10 protein-coding genes are annotated in these 17,319 nt (G+C 74.7%); 1 reads left to right on the top strand and 9 read right to left on the bottom strand.

The features are described from left to right. Positions 1 to 2: 2 nt before the first annotated feature. Together F7Q99_RS42985 and F7Q99_RS39745 are read right to left on the bottom strand one after the other, a co-directional pair. A complete protein-coding gene (locus tag F7Q99_RS42985; RefSeq protein WP_153472306.1) occupies positions 3 to 2,873 on the bottom strand; it encodes a WXG100 family type VII secretion target in 2,871 nt (956 codons plus the stop codon). Between the two features lie 108 nt (positions 2,874 to 2,981). Beyond that, complete coding sequence (locus tag F7Q99_RS39745; protein WP_153472309.1) at positions 2,982 to 3,404, bottom strand: hypothetical protein; 423 nt, start codon at positions 3,402 to 3,404, stop codon at positions 2,982 to 2,984. Positions 3,405 to 3,411: 7 nt separating this feature from the next. On the opposite strand from F7Q99_RS39745, the gene F7Q99_RS39750 reads away from it, so the two are divergent. Beyond that, positions 3,412 to 3,570, top strand: coding sequence for a hypothetical protein (locus F7Q99_RS39750; protein WP_153472312.1), 159 nt, complete (start codon positions 3,412 to 3,414; stop codon positions 3,568 to 3,570). A 30-nt stretch (positions 3,571 to 3,600) separates the two neighbouring features. On the opposite strand, the gene F7Q99_RS39755 is transcribed toward F7Q99_RS39750, so the two are convergent. From F7Q99_RS39755 to eccCa, 7 genes are all read right to left on the bottom strand, one after another. Continuing rightward, a complete protein-coding gene (locus tag F7Q99_RS39755) occupies positions 3,601 to 3,888 on the bottom strand; it encodes a WXG100 family type VII secretion target (protein ID WP_153472315.1) in 288 nt (95 codons plus the stop codon). 70 nt (positions 3,889 to 3,958) lie between these two features. Next, positions 3,959 to 4,300 (bottom strand): WXG100 family type VII secretion target, encoded by a 342-nt coding sequence (locus F7Q99_RS39760; RefSeq protein WP_153472317.1) that lies wholly within the window; start codon positions 4,298 to 4,300, stop codon positions 3,959 to 3,961. 67 nt (positions 4,301 to 4,367) lie between these two features. After that, positions 4,368 to 7,676, bottom strand: a complete 3,309-nt coding sequence (locus F7Q99_RS39765; protein WP_153472320.1) for a right-handed parallel beta-helix repeat-containing protein — start codon at positions 7,674 to 7,676, stop codon at positions 4,368 to 4,370. After that, positions 7,673 to 10,240, bottom strand: a complete 2,568-nt coding sequence (locus F7Q99_RS39770; RefSeq protein ID WP_153472323.1) for a hypothetical protein — start codon at positions 10,238 to 10,240, stop codon at positions 7,673 to 7,675. The genes F7Q99_RS39765 and F7Q99_RS39770 overlap by 4 nt, the downstream gene beginning before the upstream one ends. A gap of 2 nt (positions 10,241 to 10,242) precedes the next feature. Then, positions 10,243 to 11,580, bottom strand: a complete 1,338-nt coding sequence (gene eccB / locus F7Q99_RS39775) for a type VII secretion protein EccB (protein WP_153472325.1) — start codon at positions 11,578 to 11,580, stop codon at positions 10,243 to 10,245. Positions 11,581 to 11,594: 14 nt separating this feature from the next. After that, on the bottom strand, positions 11,595 to 13,064 hold the full coding sequence (gene eccD / locus F7Q99_RS39780; protein WP_153472327.1) for a type VII secretion integral membrane protein EccD: 1,470 nt from the start codon (positions 13,062 to 13,064) through the stop codon (positions 11,595 to 11,597). Then, positions 13,061 to 17,059: a type VII secretion protein EccCa gene (gene eccCa, locus F7Q99_RS39785; protein WP_153472328.1), complete on the bottom strand. Its 3,999-nt coding sequence runs from the start codon at positions 17,057 to 17,059 to the stop codon at positions 13,061 to 13,063. Before eccCa ends, eccD begins: the two co-directional genes overlap by 4 nt. Positions 17,060 to 17,319 lie beyond the last annotated feature (260 nt).

Below are 17,319 nucleotides of genomic sequence, written 5' to 3' on the forward strand. Positions count from 1 at the left end.
CGTCAGCCCAGGGCCGAGAAGCCCTCCTTGGGTGCGCTGCCCCAGGCGTCGCTCTCCTGGACCAGCAGGTCGGCGATGCCGCGGGGAGCCTCCGGCTCGGTCTCCGGCTCCTCGGTCGACTCGTCCTCCATGAGGAGCGGCTCTTCCCCGGCGGCGCCCGCCCCGCACGAGACGGTGGCGGGGTCGAAGGCGAGGGCCGACTGCCCCGGGGCGGTGGCGGCCGGTGCGGAACGGTCCGGCCGCCAGACCGCGAACTGCGGCTCCTCCGGCTCGGGCCAGCCCGCTTCCCCGCTCCAGGTGGCCGTCGCCTCCGTCGTGTAGCCGGGAGCCATGACCTCCTCCTCGTCCTCGGTCGGCACCGTCCAGAGCAGCGGGACGAAGGCCGAGCCGGCCGCCTCCCACGCTTCGTGCTCCTCGTGCTCGCCGCTCTCGGTCGACAGGGGCAGCGGCGCGGACAACGGGTCGGTGTGGGCAGGCGCGGTGGCGGCGAGGGCCGGTGCCACCGCGTCGAGTTCGAGTACGGGCTCGGGCTCGGTCACGGCCTCGGCCACGGCGGTTTCGGGCGCTTCCGCCTCCGTCTCCGCCGTACTCTTCTTCTTCTCCTTCTCCTCGCCGGTGGTGGCGGCGACCGCGACAGCTGCGACAGCGGCCGCAGCGACGATGACCGGCGCGACCGGGGCCGAGGGCTCCTCCCACTCCGGCACGACGACCGGCGCGGCAGGAGCGGCTGGGGCGTTCGGCGCCACCGGCAGCGGCAGCGGCAGCCCGTCCGAGCCGAGGACGGCCTGCTCGGCCGGAGCCTCCTGCCCGGCTTCGGTGCCGAGGGGCGCATCGCCGGACACGGTGACCGGACTGCCGCCCGTCGTGGTGAGACCCGGGCCGCCCGCGAGCGCACCGGCGGTGATCTCCTCCTCGACGGCGTCGAGTTCGTCCGCCCACGGCTCGATGTCGCTGTCCAACAGGCCGGACGCGTCGCTGCGTTCGCCCGGCGCGTTCTGTCCGGCCGCCGCACCGCCCATCCCGGGCATCATCGGCATCCCCATGCCGGGCGCCTCGGCGCCGCCCGCCGCGCCGCCGGTCTCGCCGAAGCCGGGCAGGACGCTGGCGCCGGGCGCGCCGAGCCCTGGGCCGTCCAGGTCGGCGGTCCTGACCGGAGGGAGGTCCAGGGCCGCGCCGCCGGCGGCGGTGCCGAGCGGGGAGCCGACCTCCTCGTCGGCGAGCGGGCTGCCGGCCCACGGCTCGCCGTTCGCGTCCAACAGGCCGGACGCGTCGCTGCGTTCGCCGGATGCGTTCTGGCCGGGGGCGCCGCCGCCCATGCCGGGCATCATCGGCATGCCGCCCGCGCCGCCCAGGCCCGCGCCGGCGCCGGCGCCCGGGCCTTCGGAGACGAGGCCGGCGCCGCCGGCGGGCGAAAAGGCGCTGGGGAGGCCGGACTCCGTGGTGGTCTGCCCGGGGAAGGCGCTCCCGGTGCCGAGCCCACTGCCGAGGCCGCCGCCGAGCCCACTGCCGAGGCCGCTCCCGAGGCCGTCGCCGAGCCCACTGCCGAGGCCGCTGCCGATGCCGTCGCCGAGACCGCCGCCCAGCCCGTGCGAACCGGTCCCGGATCCGACGCCGGTGGCTCCCGGGAAAGCCAGCGGCTTGCCCGTGCCGACCGTGCCGAACGTGCCGTGCGGGGCGGAGAGTTCACCGGCGCCGGTCCCGGTGCCGGTCTGGCCGGGGAACCGGGCGCCGCGGGAGTTGGTGGTAGTCCCCGGCAGGCCGATCGGCGCGACGCCGGGCAGGCCGCCGAGCTCGCCCACGCCGGTGCTGCCGGGGAAGTGGACCCCGCCGCCGGCGCCCGGGTTGATCGCGTGGTCGAAGGCGAGCGGATCGAGGCCGCCCGTCCCCGGGCCGCCGGCGGCGTGTCCGCCCGTGCCGAGGCCGCCGGGGAAGTGCAGACCGGGGCCGCCGCCGAGGCCTCCGATGCCCGGCCCGCCGTTCAGCCCGGCGAAGTCCTTGGCACCGCCGAGGCCGTCCGCGCCGCCGTGACCGGTCCCGAGGCCGCCGGGGAAGGGCTGCGGCGCGCTGCTGAACTTCTTGAGGTCCGGCATGGTGAAGCCCTTGCTGGGGCCGAGCTTGTTCGTACCGCCGTCCTCGAAGTCCTTCAGGTCGGGGAGCTTGGTGTTCGGCGGGTTGGTGTCCGTCAGTTTGGGCTGGTTGAGCGGCGAGTTGATCGGGGCCGGCGCGCGGACGGAGTCGATGGTGACCTGGTACTCGCCGGCCAGGCTCTTCAGCACCTTGCGCATGTCGCTGGTCATCATCTTGACCAGCTCGGGCTTCTGGCTGATCGGGATGAGTCCGTTGTCCATCGCGTGCACGCCCTGGGCGATGGCCTGGTTGGCGTACCAGGTGTCGATCTGGGCGATGAGGTTCTGGGCGTTGGTGAGGTTGACCGCGTTGTCCGCGAGCTGCTGGGGGACGGAGTGGCTGCCGGTCGAACCGCCGGACAGGACGTCGGCGGTGGCCTGCACCTGCTTGGAGAAGCCGGTCAGCATGGTCGTGAAGGCGTCGGCCGCGTCGCCCTTCCACGGGCCGTGCTCGCCGGCGAGGGCCTTGCCCTGGTCGACGAGGCTCTTGGCGACGCCGGAGAGGAGCAGCTGGATCTGGTAGAAGGTGTCGGCCGCGTTCTGCAGCGACTGCGGGTCGGAGACCGCCTTGCCGTGTCCGCTGTCGTCGCCGGTGCCGGCGGCCATGCCGTTGATGGCGGCCTCGATCTGCTTCCAGTCCCAGTTCTCGTAGTCGCCGGCCGAGCCGGGGTCCGAGCCGGGGTTGCCGTAGACCGCGCCGTCGTTGCCCTGGTTGAAGCCGTTGCCGTTGTAGTTCGGGTCGCCCATCGCGCCCTCTCCCTCCTGTCGTTCCGCGGTGCACGGGTGCCGTCCGCGGGCGCCGTCCACGGCCTCGGTGCCGAGACCGTGGACGGTGCCCGTGCCTGTGCGGGGTCGTCAGCTGGTGCCGTTGCCCGGCTTGCCGCCGCCCCCGCCACCGCCACCACCGCCGCCGCCCCCGCCACCGGCGGCCGGGCTGCCCCCGGCATCGGTGACGAGGCCGCCGAAGTCGGCCGTGGAGTCGCCCATGAAGGTCTGCAGGTCGGTGACCGCCATGTGGTTGGCGTCCTCGATGGTCTTGTACTTCTTCGCCAGGTCGAGGACTCCCTGGTGCAGGTCGGTGAGACCCTTGGCCAGGTCGTCCAGCACCTTCTCGAACTGCTTCTTCAGTCCGTCGTCCCCGTTGGGGCCGTTGACCGAGATGCGCATCTTGTTCGCGTGGTAGAAGGCGCCGGGCGCCACGTTGACCGCGTCCAGGAGCTTCCGCGCGTCCTTGGTCGGCTGGACGAGCAGCTCGATGTTGGTCGCGAAGAGGTCCATCGACGGCGTGTCCACGGACGTCCCGCTCTGGTGGCCGTCCGGGGACGGCACCGGCGGCGCGGTGAACGTGGTGTGGGCCGTCGCCGTTCCCGTGCCCGTCGAGTCGGGGACGCTGGTGCTCCCGTGGTACGGGTCGATCGGCGGCTTCGGCTTCGGCTTCGGGTAGTGGACCGGAGGGATGTAGCCCGGCATGCCGTCAGCCCCAGAGCTGAACGCCTTGGCGCTCACCGTGGGAGTAGTACTCGTTGATCGAGCCCAGCATCTGCACCGCGGTGTCGGCCTTCGCCGTCATGTCGGCCGCGGCCTGGTCCCACTGCGCCTTGACCTGGGCGTAGGTCTCCTGCGCGTCGCTGGTCCACGCTTGGAGGTTGATCTTGGCCTGGTTGTCCAGGTCGGCCAGGGTCTGGTTGAGCTTCTGCGTGATGGCGTTCATCTCGCCGACGATGTAGTCGACTTGCTCCATCTGGACGGTGTACGTGCTCATGCTGTTTCTCTCCTTCGACGGGATGGATGCCACGGCTGTGAGGGCCGCCGGCGGCGGTGCGGTCAGTGGCTCACACGGGGAAGCCGGGCAGTCCGGTGACGCCCGAGGCCATGGCGGAGGCCACCTGGCCGGCGATCTGCTGGGTGTTCTCGTGCGTGTTGGCGTACACGTTGGTGTTCGCCGCGAGCTTCTCCAGCATCGTGCTCAGCGCCTGGTTGACCTTCTGGAAGTCGGTCAGCCAGTCCTGCATCGCCTGGTGGTAGATCTGCGCGGCCTCGCCGCTCCAGCTGCCGCGCAGGCCGTCGATCTGGCCCTCCATCTGCGCGTACGAGCCGCTGGCCTCGTCCAGGGCGGTCTGGAAGGTGCCCTGGGCGGCGGTCATGCCCTCTAGTTCAACGGAGGTCAGTGCCATGGGTGCGTCCTTTCACTTCGGGGATTGCACGGCGCGCTCGGCGCCGCGCGGGGTCGCGGAGCCGGGGTCAGGTGTGCACCAGGGGTGCGGAGCCCGGCGTCCGGGGCTCTTGGGGGACCGGGACGGCCTGCGGCGGCGCGGTCGGCGCAGCAGGCGTGACCGGTGCGGCGGGCACGGGCGGCAGGTCCTCGACGGTGACGGTGCGGGCGCGGGCCGAGCGGGCCAGCGCGTCGCCCAGCCGGTGCGCCGCGAACGCGCCGCCCTGCGGCGGCTGCGCGGCGTACCGCGCGACCAGTTCCGTGCCCGCGGCCTCGCCCAGCTGGAAGCCGAGCGAGCGCAGGCGGCGGTCGGTGAGCGTCACGAGCTCCTCCGCGCGGTACGGGGCGAGTTCGACGTTCTCGGCGAAGGCCTCCATCAGGTCGGTGTGCTCGCTCAGCACCTCCATGACGTGCGGCGCGCTGCCGCTCAGGGCCAGGACCACGCCCGGCCCCGAGGCGACCAGCCGGGTCAGCGACGTCAGCACGGCCGTCCGGGCGGCGGCTGCGCGCTCGGCGAAGGCCGGGTCCAGGTCCAGGAGGAGGAGCCCGCCCTCCGCCTCGGCGCAGGCGGCGGCGAACCGGAACCCGGGCTGCTCGGGCCACCGGGCCGGGACGGTCGAGAGGGCCAGCCGGTGGGTCACCCCGGCGGGCAGCAGGCCGAGTTCGGCGAGGCCGCGCCCGTACAGTCCGGCGAGCGCGCGGCGGCCGCTGCCCGGCGGGCCCTGCAGGATGACGTTGCCCAGGCCGGCGAGCGGTTCGCCGGCGTCGCTCAGGCGGGCCAGCTGTGTCAGGCGGGAGCGGAGCGCCCGCCGGGCGCCGTCCAGGCCGACGAGGCCGTCGATCCGGCGCAGCGTGGGTGTGTCGGGGGAGGGCGAGCCGTCGCTCACGGGGGAGGGTGCGGCGGGCGCCGTCGGCTCGGCTGCCGGCTGGACGACCGGCTGGACGCCCGCCTGGTCGCCGGGGACGGTGATGACGTCCTCGCTGCTGAGCAGGCTGAGTTCGCTGTCGTCGGTCGGCGGCTGGACGGCCAGCCGGGACGCCTGCCTGCTGATCATCTCCTCGAAGACCTGCCGGGCGACTCGGCCGTTGCCGAAGGTGGCTCCCTTCGGCACGTCCTCGAAGTAGCGGTTGAGCGCCTCCAGCGCGCCGGCGTCCAGCTCGTAGAAGTGCTTGGCGCACAGGCCGCGCACGATCGTGACCAGTTCGGCGGGGCTGTAGTTGGGGAACTCGACGGTCCGGGCGAAGCGGGAGGCCATGCCAGGGTTGGAGGCGAGGAACTGGTCCATCTGGGCCGAGTAGCCGGCCACGATGACGACGATCTCGTCGCGGTGGTCCTCCATCAGCTTCATCAGGGTCTCGACGGCCTCCTGCCCGAAGTCCGGGCCGCTGCCGCGGGACTGGTTGGTCAGGGTGTACGCCTCGTCGATGAAGAGCACGCCGCCGAGCGCCTTGGTGAAGACCTCGGTGGTCTTGATCGCGGTGCCGCCGATGATCTGGGCGACCAGGTCGGCCCGGGCGACCTCGACGATGTGGCCCTGGCTGAGGATTCCGAGCTCGGCGAGGACCGCGCCGTACAGCCGGGCGACGGTCGTCTTGCCGGTGCCGGGCGGCCCGGCGAAGACCAGGTGCCGGCTCATCGGCGGCATCGGCAGGCCCATCTCCTGGCGCCGCTGGGCCATCTTGTTGACGTTGATCAGGCCGGTGACCTCGTGCTTGACGCTCTCCAGGCCGACCAGGGCCTCCAGTTCGGCCAGCGGCCCGGTGCCCAGGTGGCGCGGCCCGTCGGTGGCGTCCGCCGGTCCGCGCAGCTCGCCCGGCGTGGGCGTGGTCCGCTCGTCGCCGCCGGTGTCCAGGCGTTCGACCGAGACCCGCCCGCCGGACTTGAGCTGGTGGACCGGGCTGCCGCCGTTGTCGCGGATCTCGCAGTCGTGCACCCGCACCGGCTCGTCGGTGTTGCAGCGCACGCCGTCACCGGAGTTGTCGAAGACGGCGCAGTTGTCCAGCCCCGCACGGGAGGACGCCTGCACGTTCAGTCCGTGGCCGCGTGCGCCGCTGATCCGGCAGCCGACCGCCGTCACCGAGCCGCCGCCCGAGACCTTGATGCCGTCGGCGTCCGAACCGGCGAACCCGCTGTCGTGGGCGGTGAGTTCGCAGTCGGGGCCGACCACGGTCCGGCAGCCCTCCAGGTGGGAGGAGGTCAGCTCGGCACGGGCGCCTCCAGCCATCGCCAGGCCGGTGCCCGCGGTGGCGCGCAGCCGCAGGCCGGTCAGCGACGCCTGGGCGCGGTCGACGAGGTCCAGGCCGATGCCGCCCGCGCCGCCGTCCATCGTGAACTCGGCCTGCCGCAGTGTCAGTTTCGCCTCGCCGGTGGCCCGGACGGCCACCGCGGCGCCCGCCACGGCGAGATCGGCGCAGTCAGCCTCACCGCCGGCCTCGACGAGCAGGCCCACCGGTGTGCCGGCGATCCGGCAGTTCTCCAGCTGCGCGCGGGAGCCCGCGGTGACCTGTACGCCGCCGGCCGCGGCGCCCTCGATCACGCAGTTGCGCAGCAGCGGGCTCGCGCCGCCGCTGACGTGGACGGCCTGGCCGCCCGAGCCGGTGAACGTGCAGTCGGTCAGCAGGGTCTGCACGGCGCTGGTGAGGTAGGCGTCCAGGGCGGTGCTGCCGGTGACGGCGAGCCTGCGCAGGTCCGCCCGGCCGTTCTGCTCGACGGCGATCGCAGGCTTCCCGCTGCCGTGGATGCGGCAGGACTCGACCAGCGCGGTGCCGTGGCCGTTGACGCAGATCCCGTTGCCGCGGGCGCCCTGGACGGTGCATTCGCGCACGGTGAGCCGCCCCTGTTCGGCCACCACCACGGCCGACGAGCCGACATCGGTGATCTCGCAGCGCTCCACGACGTTACCGCCGCCGGAGGTCACCACGATCCCGGCGCCCTGGGTGTTGGTCACCGTGCAGTCGCGCAGCCCGAGGACGCCCTCGTGCCAGGCCAGCACCGCCGCCCAGGCCTCGCCGGCGACCTGGCAGCCGTCCAGCGCGGCCTGCCCGCGCCGTACGTCCAGGACCGGCGCCTCGCGGTCCGCGCCGCTGAGCAGCAGGCCGGACAGCTGGACGGCCTCCGCGTCCAGCACCACCGTGCTGCCGGCCGCGGAGTGGATCCGGACCGTGCCGGCGGGGCCCTCGGCGGCCAGTGTCACGGCTTTGGTGACCGTCAGCGCCTCGTCGTAGCGGCCCGGCGCGACGGTGATCAGCGCGCCGTCCGCGGCGTCGACCAGTGCGGCGGCGATGGACCGGTGGGCACCCGGCCGGTCGGGGGACACCAGGAGGACTTGCCGGGTCACGATGTTGCTCCCTCGATAGGCGCACGGGTGCCCTGGGCGGCGCGGGCCGACGGCTCGGGCGGGGTGGTGATCAGGCCGGGCGGGGCCGCGGGTGGCGCGCCCGACGGGCCGGCCGGTGTCGCGCCGCCGTGGGCGGGCAACTGCTCGGCGGCCTGGGTGAGGCCCTCCAGGGCGATCTCGTCCAGCGGCAGCCGGGGGGCGTCCGGATGGGCGTCCTCGTCGCTCTCGGACGGCAGCAGCTCGCGCAGCAGCACGGGTTCCGTCGCGGACCCGGCGCGGAGCACCTTGAACGTGGTGCCGGGCGGGAAGACCACGCGGTCCGGGTCGGAGGGATCGAGCAGGCTGGTCCGGCGCGAGGTCATCGACCAGATCAGGAAGTCGGTGGTGCCGTCGCCGGGCGTCTCGGGCACGGTGTTCCGCGCCGTGCAGAACGCCCACTCGGTGGCCGCCCTGCCCTCCTCGTACCAGTCGAGTTCCGGACCGGTGACCACGGCCCGCAGCAGGGCCACGCCACGGTACGAGGGCAGCCGGTACAGGCCGGACGTCACGCAGCGGGCCAGCGGGACGTGCGGGCCGGCCGTCCCGGCGCGCACCGCGGCGTCGACCGCGGCGCTGTCACCGGAGAGGTAGAGGCGCACCGCCACCAGGTCGGTGAGGGCGTCGCCGTCGAGGGCGCGCGAGGAGCTGCGCAGGCCCGGCGACTCGGACATCACCCGGGCCACGGTGCCGGCGACGGCGTGGTACTGGGCGCTGAACTTGCGGCGCACCCAGTCCCGTTCGCGTTCCAGCCCGCGCTCGGGCGGCAGCGCCCGGGCGGCGGCCGACGGGACGGGCTGCACCCGCACGCCGGGCGCGCGGGTGGCGTTCGGCGGGACGGCCGAGGCGGCGGGCGCCGCGGGCGGGGGCGCCGGGGCGTCGACCGCGGGTGCGTGCTCGGCCGGCGGCGCGCTGGGGGCGCCCGACTCCAGGCGGATCCGGGGGATCGCGGGGGCGGGGGCGGCGGGGTTCGGTGCGGGCGTCGGCGGTTGGAGGTCGTCGGCGTCGGACGTCACCGGTGGTTCGGTGGGCGGGATGTCCGGGGCGGTCGGCGTGGGCGTGGCCGACGCGGCCACGGGCTCCGCGTCGGGGCCGGGGGTGGGCTGCGGCGCGGGGAGGGTGGCGGGCGGCGCGGATTCCAGCAGGGAGGTGAGGACCGGGGGGCCCACTGGTGCAGGGGCGTGCCCGGACTCGGTGAAGGGCGCCGTGACGGGTGCGGGCAGGGCGGCCGAGGGGACGGTGCCGGACTCCGTCGCAGGCACAGGGACGGGCGGCGTGAAGGCCGGAGCCGGCCAGTCGGCGACCGGGCCCGGGGAGGACGTCACCACGGGCGTCGGAAGCAGCAAGGACATCGGAGCCGGGGCGGGCGTGGAGACGTGCTCCGCGAAGGGCGCCGGGCCGTTCCCGGACACCGGATGCAGCTCAACAGCCGGCTCGGCAGCCGGCGTCGGCGCAAGCGCCGGGTCACTTCCGGACGCCGGGCGCAGCTCGACAACCGCCCCGGCAGCGGGCGTTGGCGCCGGTGCCGGTGTCAACGCAGGAACCGGCACCGGCCCCGCGGTCGGTGGTTCCACCACGCGTGCGGCAGAGGCTTCCGAATCCGTGTTCCACGCCTGCGGCTCCGCCAGGTACCCGGGCGCCGGCGAGAAGACCATCTCGCCCTGGAGCGACGGCCCGTCGCTCCCCCGGGCGCTCGCCCCGGCCCCGCTGTCATCGCCCGCCGGTCCGGGCGAGAGCACGACGCGCTGGCGCAACGCGTCCGCCAGCACCTGTCCCAGCGCGCCGCTACCCTCCGGGAGGGCGACCGGCCCGAAGTGGACGAACCGCACCCCGGTACGGGCCGAGGGCAGGACGGTGCCCCAGAAGCGGGTCACGTCGGCCAGGGGTACGGCCGGTCCGCCGGGGCTGCCGAGGACGACGGTCAGCGAGGTCGGGTGGCCGGGCAGGCCGGCGATCAGCCGGTGCCGCCCGGCCGAGAGCTGTGAGGGCCGGGCGCTGCGCACCCACACGCCGCCGGGTACGGGCTCGACCACGCCGAGCGGGCTCGTCTCCCAGATGCGGTCGTAGGTGGCGAACTCCCACAGCGGCTTGGGGAAGCGATGCGAGTCGCGTTCGGCCGCGCGCCCGGGTCGCAGGCGCAGCCATCCGGCGCCGCTGTCCGCCGGAACGAACAGGCCGCCGCCGGCGGTAGGCACCACCTCGCCGTCGGGCGTCAGTACCGTCCGCTGCAGGTGGTCGGCGATCCGCTGCCCGACCGGCGGGGCCTCCACCGAGGGGTGGAAGACCAGGCGGAGGCTGCCGGGGCGGCGGGCCAGCAGGTCGGCCAGTGACGCCCAGGAGGTGTCGAGGGCGGCGGAGGACAGGTCCACCACGACCAGCGTGTGCTCGGGGTCCGGCGTCAGCGCACCGGCGAAGGCCAGCGCACTCGGGTCCGGCTCCCCCTTGGGGTGAACCAGCAGCGCATGGCCGGCCGCCCGGATCCGCAGGGCCGGGCCGGCGGACCGGACGGGCTTCATGGCGAGGCGCACGGCTAGCCCCCCTGCACGGTGTCGGCGGCGGCCCTGGCGGTGAGCGTCGGGCCGTGGCCCAGCAGTTTGAGGAGGTCCTCCGGCAGCGCGGTGGCCTGCGTGCCGGTCACACCCAGTGCCGTGGCGGCGCGGTTGTCGCCCAGCGGGTAGGCGATCCCCTGATCGGTCACCAGGAACGTCTGCGCGCTGCCGCTCTGGCGGGCGAGCTGCTCCAGGTCGACGGCGAGCATGCCGCGGGTCGGCGGGACCAGCACGGTCCGCGTCCCGGTGGCGGCCTGGCCGCCCTCGACGACCAGCTGGCTGGTCAGCTTGCCGCTCTCCGCCCGCTGGCGCAGGCAGGCGGTCTGGCCCGTCGGGTCCAGGCCGGGTGCGCCGAGCACGTCGGGCAGTGCGGTGAGCAGCGACTGGTCGGCGGAGACGGGGGCGGCGGCGATGTCGGTCGCGCTCACGGTCAGGACGGCCGGTGCGCCGGGGCGGGCAGCGAGCAGGGCCGCCGTGGTGGCGCTGGCCGGGGCGATGCCGGCGCCGGTCATCACGTAGGAGTGCTGGACGGTGCCCGTGGTCGTCCGGAAGAGCTGGCCGACGGCGACCGGGTGTCCGGCCACCTGGCCGGCCGGCCTTCCGGTGTCCGGGACGGAGGCGGCGAGCGCGGCGCCGGTGGGCAGCGCGGCGAGCCAGTTCTGCGGGGCCGGCACCGGGCGGTCGCCGTCCAGGCCGAGCGCGATCAGCGCGGTGTCGGAGGGCACCGGGTAGCGGACGCCGCGCCACAGCAGCCAGTGCGCTCCGTCGGGGCCGGCGAGCAGGACCTGCCGGTCCTCGGGGAACGCCGCGGTCTGGCCGTCCGGGGCGAGGTCGAGCAACTGGCCGTTGACCAGGTCCGGTCGCAGGCACCAGGTCCAGGGGCCGGGCAGTAGGCTCGCGGGAGCGGGCAACGAGTCGGGGGCACCCGTGATGCCGACGGGGGCGCCGTGCGGGGTGGTGCCGAGCACGGAGCTGGAGACGGTGTGCACGGCGTTGCTCCTGCCGCCGAGCAGGAGGGCCGAGGCGTAGTTGCGCACCGGCCGGAGCTGTCCGTCGAGGTAGAGGTAGCGGTTGCCGGTCTGCTGCTCCACGATGATGGATCCGGGGGAGCGCCAACTGGTGTCCGCCACGGGGGAGATGAGCCCGTAGACGCCGAAGCCGACGCAGAGCAGCACCACGATGCCGGCGCCGAGCACGGTGGCGAGCGAGGCCCGCCCGGTCGGGCCTTCGCCCCGGCCGACCTCGCCCCGGACCAGGGCGGTGGCCAGCCGGGCCATCGCGAAGCGGTACGCCTGGAGGTGGTCGCGTCGTGTCTGCATGCCAGTCCCCCGGCTCAGCTCGCCAGCACGCGCAGCGCGCTGTAGACGTGCAGGACCTGGAGGAGCAGCGGCAGCAGGGCGATCACGGTGGCCGTCTCCAGGATGTCCCCGGTGTGACCCCAGACGGGCAGGAGCCGGTCGGTCAGCCGGGGAGCACGGACCAGCAGGAGGACGGCCGCGGCGAGCAGCACGGCCGGCACCGCGATCCGGGCAGCGTTGCCGTGTGCGGCGGTGTGCGCCAGCAGGAGCAGCGCCAGGCCGAGCGTGCCGGCGAGCACGGCGGAGACCCGCTGCAGGACGCCGGTGAGCCCGCGCGAGCGCAGCAGCACTGCCCCGGCGAGGACCAGCGGCAGCACCCAGTTGATCCAGCCGGGTTCGTGCACCAGGAACCAGAACGCCGCGACGTACAGCACCGCCGAGGCCAGGCTGAGCGCGTCGAGGTAGTCGTTGGCGGCTCCGGCCGCGCGCTCCAGGCGTTCCTGGGGTTCGGGGGTGATGTCCTGCTGGAGTTCCTCGGCGTCGTGCGGCAGGGCCGGCACCCGGACCCCGGCCAGTCGCAGCGCCAGTCGCGGCCCGAGCTGTCCGAGGACGAACAGGGCCACCGAGACCACCGCGAGAGCCTGCGCGGCCTCCCAGTGCGCCACCCGGACCAGGCCCGCGCCGGCCGCCGCCGCGAACGCGGTGAGCAGCGCGGTGCCGGGCAGCAGGAACGGCAGCGGACGGACGACCAGCAGGATGCCGCAGACCACCGCCGTCGCACCGGCGCCCGCCAGGACCTCGGCCGGCCCGAGCACGAAGGTGTGGCCCGGCCCGCCGCGGAAGGTCAGGCCGGAGACGGCGGCCAGGGCCATGGCCCCCACGGCCGCGGTCAGCACGGTGCCGCGCTGCGCGCCGGGCCGGGCGCCCACCAGGCACGCGGCGCCCAGCAGCACCGCGGCGCTCACCGCGGTGCCGGTCGCGGTGAGGGGCCCCGGGCCGCCGCTCAGCAGGGCGGCGGCGAGCACGGCCAGCAGCAGCGCCCCCGCCGTCAGCGCGAGGCGCACCGTCGCCACCGGCTGCCAGCGGTCCGGACGGCCGCCGATCACCTGGGCCACGCCGTCGGCGACGTCGTCGAAGTGCAGTGCGGGAAGCGCCGCTTGGACGGGCCGCAGGTGGAGCACGTCCCCGTGCCGCAGGCCCAGGCTCTCGGGGGTGCCGTCGGGGTCGAGAGGGTCCTCGCCGAGCCGCTGCAGCACCTGCACGGTGCCGCGTTCCTGCGGGCTCTGCGAGAGCCTGCCGAGCAGCACGGGAAGCAGGGCCGAGACGGGGGTGGAGACGGGGACGGAGACGTCGAAGCGGCCGTCGGCGTGGACGACGGTCAGCCGGCACACCTCGGTGACCGGCGGGGCACCGGCGGGCGCGGGGGTCGACATGCTGCTCCTGGACGGCGAGGCGGTGAAGGGGGCGGAGGACGTGGTGGACGAGGCGACGGGGGAGGTGGTCACGCGGGCGTCACCAGTCCCGTCTGGACGAGGCGCACCGACCGGCGGGTGACGAACTGCGCGCGCCCGGCGGGCAGCGTGCGGGGCTTGGCCTCGCCGAGGAACTTGCCCTCCTCCTTGGGGTAGGAGAAGAGCAGCGCCGGATTGCCGAGCTCCCACATTCGCCGCAGGGCCGGGTCGGTCATCGCCCGCATCGCCCCGGAGGTGCTGCGGGCGATCACCACGTGCATCCCGATGTGCTGACCCTGGGCCAGCAAGGGGACCAGCGGGGCCAGCGGAGTGGGTGCGCCGGGTGCGCCGGCGAGCAGGTCGTAGTCGTCGACGACGACGAACAGCCGCGGGCCCTCCCACCAGTCGCGCCGGGCGAGCTGCTCGGGGCTGATGTCCGGTCCGGGCACCCGCTTGCCCACCGAGTGGGCCGCGTTCGCGGCGAGTTGGGCGAGGGAGTCGCGGTCGACCACGTAGCCGGCTCGGTACTCCTCCGGGACCGAGGAGAGCAGGCCGCGCTCGGGGTCGGCGACGACGATGCGAGCCTCGTCGGTGCTGAAGCGCGAGGTGATCGCGCGGACGGCCAGGCGCAGCGTGTTGGTCTTGCCGCTCTCGCCGTCGCCGAAGACCATCAGGTGCGGGCTGGTCGAGAAGTCGTGCCAGGTGGGCTCCAGGCGTTGTTCGTCCCAGCCCAGGCAGACCCGCAGGTCGCCCTCGGAGGGCGGCAGTTGGTCGGCCGGCAGGCGGGTGGGCAGCAGGCGCACGCCGGGGGCCGGGGCGCCCGTCCAGAACGCGTCGATCTCGGCCACGGCCGCCTTGGTGGCCGGGGTCAGGTCGGCGGTCTCGCCGGAGCTGTCCAGGCGCGGCAGCGCGGACAGGAAGTGGTGGCCGCCGGCGGTCAGGCCGCGGCCCGACTGGTGCGGGACGGCGGCGGCGATCTTCGAGCCGACCTCGGACTCCAGCGCGTCGCCGAGGCGCAGTTCGAACTTGGTGCCGAGCAGGTCGCGCAGGCGGGGCCGGAGCTCGGACCACCGCACCGCGGAGGCCAGCAGGTGCAGACCGAAGGACAGACCGCGGGCCGCCAGGTCAATCACCCTGGCCTCCAGGTCCTCGAAGTCCTGGCGCAGGGTCGACCACCCGTCCACCACGAGGAAGACGTCGCCGTACGGGTCGTCGATCTCGCCGGCGGCCCGCAGCGCGCGGTAGGCGGCCATCGACTCCAGGCCCCGGGAGGTGAACTCCCGCTCGCGGCGCTCCAGCAGCTGGATCAGCTCGGCCACCGTGCGCAGCACCCGGTCGCGTTCCAGGCGGGTGGCGACCGAGCCGACGTGCGGCAGGCCAGCGGTGGAGACCAGACCGCCGCCGCCGAAGTCCAGGCAGTAGAACTGGATCTCGCCCGGGGTGTGGGTGAGCGCCAGCGAGAGGATGAGGGTGCGCAGCATGGTCGACTTGCCGGTCTGCGGGGCGCCCGCCAGCCCGACGTGGCCGTCGGCTCCGGACAGGTCGGCGACCAGCAGTTCGCGCAGCTGCTCGTAGGGGCGGTCCACCACACCGAGCGGGACCCGCAGCGTGCCGAGCGCCGGATGGCCGGCCGCGCTCATGCCGCGGGCCGGGTCGGGCACGATGCCCGGCAGCAGCTCGTCCAGGCTGGGGGAGGCGGCCAGCGGCGGCAGCCAGACCTGCCGGGCCGGGGGTCCGCTCTCCTCCAGCCGGCCCACCAGCACCTCCAGAAGGCTTTCGGCGTTCGCCTGCTCGCCGGACGCGACGGCAGCCGGCTCGGGGCGCTCGGTCGGGCGGAGCGCCCTGCCGGCGAGTTCGGTCAGCGACTCCTCGGTGCTCTCGGAGCGCAGCGGGCCCTGCCGTTCCAGCCCGAAGTCGGTCAGCCCGCCGGACACGCCGGCCTCCTGGGCCGGCTGCTCGTCCGCGGAGAGCGGCTCGGGGGCCGGGCCGGAGACGTAGGCGGCCTTGAAGCGCACCAGGTTGGTGGTGTCGATCTTCAGGTAGCCGTTGCCCGGCGACGAGGGCAGCTCGTACGCGCTGGCGACGCCGATCACGCTGCGCGACTCCATCGCGGAGAAGGTCCGCAGCGCGATCCGGTACGACAGATGGCCCTCCACCTTGTGGATGCGGCTCTCGTCGAGGCGCTGCGAGGCGAGCAGCAGGTGCACGCCGAGGCTGCGCCCGAGCCGGCCGATGGAGACGAACAGGTCCACGAACTCCGGCTTGCTGGCCAGCAGTTCGGAGAACTCGTCGACCACGATCAGCAGCGACGGCAGCGGGGCGAGGCCGGCGCCGGCCGCCCGTGCCTTCTCGTAGTCGTAGAGGGACGAGTACCCGGCCTCGCGCAGCAGTTCCTGGCGGCGGATCATCTCGCCGTTGATGGAGTCGCGCATCCGGTCGACGAGGTGGATCTCGTCGGCCAGGTTGGTGATCACCGCGGAGGTGTGCGGCAGGCGGTCCATGTGCAGGAAGGTCGCGCCGCCCTTGAAGTCCACCAGGACGAGGTTGAGCACCTCGGAGGAGTGGGTGGCGGCCAGGCCCATCACCAGGGTGCGCAGCAGCTCGCTCTTGCCGGAGCCGGTCGCGCCGATCAGCAGGCCGTGCGGGCCCATGCCGCCCTGCGCGGACTCCTTGAGGTCCAGTTCCACGACCTCGCCGTCGTCGGTGACGCCGAGCGGCACCGTCAGGCGAGCCGCCTGCACCTGCCGGGGCCGCCACTTGGCGGCCACGTCGAAGGTGTGCGGGTCGCGCAGGCCCAGCAGGGTGACGAGGTCGAGGTCCGATTCGAGCGGCCGGTCGGCCAGGTCCACGCTGCCGCTCGTGCGCATCGGTGCCAGCGAGCGGGCCAGCGCCTCGGCCGCGGTGGGACTGAGCCCGTCGGCGGTGGCCGAGACGGTGTCCTCGCCAGAGGCGAACTCCACCTTCCCGTCGTGCACGGTCAGCCGCAACACCTTGGGACCGCCCGGCATCGTGCCGGTGGCGTCGAGCAGCACCACGTTGCGCAGCCCGCCACCCGACAGGCGGGAGCCGGCGGGGATCCGCACGCCCTGGGCCACGATCACCACGAACGGCTCCGCGATGCTGGGCGAGGCCGCCGGGTCGTGCTCGGGGCGGTCGCGGACCTCCTGGCCGAGCAGGTCCAGGAGGCTCTCGGCGTCATCGGCCGCCAGGCGCGCCGGACCGGCGGCGTCCTCCTCGCCGGGGTGGGCGTTGTGCGGCAGCCACTTCAGCCAGTCCCACTGCTCGCGAGCCGCCTGGTCGCCCAGGAACGCCACCCGCAGCTCGTCGGGGGAGTGCAGGACCGCCAACTGCCCGACGATCGCCCGGGCGAGGCCGAGAGCTTCCTCGGCCCGGCCGGCGAACTCCACGCTGCTGAAGCGGCGCAGTGCCACGGGGACCGGTAGCCCGGGGACGCTCTGGTGGGCGTGGGTGAAGCGGCGGAGCGACACCGCGCACAGCGGTTCCAGGTCCTCCACCGGCTTGGTGCGCGGTGGCAGGAACTCCAGGGCGGCGCGACGCGCGCCCAGCCCGATCCGCACCCGCCCGAAGTCCTCGTGCCCGGGGCGCCGCTCCCACAGCCGGGTGCCCCGGGCCAGCGCCCACAGCTCCGCGGGATCCGGGTGGTCCCACAGCAGGGCGGCGCGCTGCTCGGCCGCGGCCTGCCGGGCCTGGACGCGCTTCTGCGCCAGGTAGCGGAGGTAGTCGCGGCGTTCGGCGCGCATGCGGCGCCGGCGTTCGGCGCCGGGGCGGCCGATCTGGGTCAGCGTCATGCTGACCATCGCCACGCCCATCATTCCGGACATCATGTAGGTCGAGGGACCGCCGCCGCGCATGGAGAACATCAGCACCATGGCGCCCGCGCCCAGACCCATCGGCAGGTACATCAGCGCGGAGCCGAGGTCGGCGGTGGCCGGTTCGCCCAGCACCGGGGGTTCGGCCAGTTCGATCTGCCCCTCGGGGAGCGGGGGGCCGTCGGCGCGGGGTGGGCGCTTGACGAGAACCGTGCTCAAATCCCGTACTCCGTTTCCTCTTCGCCGCAGAGGAACGAGCTTGCCCCGGGCCGATCACCACGGGATCCACGCGCCGTATACGCAGGCCCGGGCCGGCCCGGGTCGAGGGCGCCGGTGCGGCGAAGAGCGTCGGATATCGAGCGGATATCGGAGGCTGGGAGGCTGTGGCCGCAAGCAGTGCCGCGCACGCGGCCACAACGAGGGGGACCGCGCGGGAACACCACGAACAACCGCGTGGGAGCAGCGAGGAGGACCAGCGA

The organism is Streptomyces kaniharaensis (assembly GCF_009569385.1).
Taxonomy (GTDB): domain Bacteria; phylum Actinomycetota; class Actinomycetes; order Streptomycetales; family Streptomycetaceae; genus Kitasatospora; species Kitasatospora kaniharaensis.

What these genes read in the sequence shown, in the direction of transcription:
- F7Q99_RS42985 (WP_153472306.1), bottom strand. Translation starts at nt 2,873, where the DNA reads ATGGGCGACCCGAACTACAACGGCAACGGCTTCAACCAGGGCAACGAC.
- F7Q99_RS39745 (WP_153472309.1), bottom strand. Translation starts at nt 3,404, where the DNA reads ATGGACCTCTTCGCGACCAACATCGAGCTGCTCGTCCAGCCGACCAAG.
- F7Q99_RS39755 (WP_153472315.1), bottom strand. Translation starts at nt 3,888, where the DNA reads ATGAGCACGTACACCGTCCAGATGGAGCAAGTCGACTACATCGTCGGC.
- F7Q99_RS39760 (WP_153472317.1), bottom strand. Translation starts at nt 4,300, where the DNA reads ATGGCACTGACCTCCGTTGAACTAGAGGGCATGACCGCCGCCCAGGGC.
- eccB (WP_153472325.1), bottom strand. Translation starts at nt 11,580, where the DNA reads ATGCAGACACGACGCGACCACCTCCAGGCGTACCGCTTCGCGATGGCC.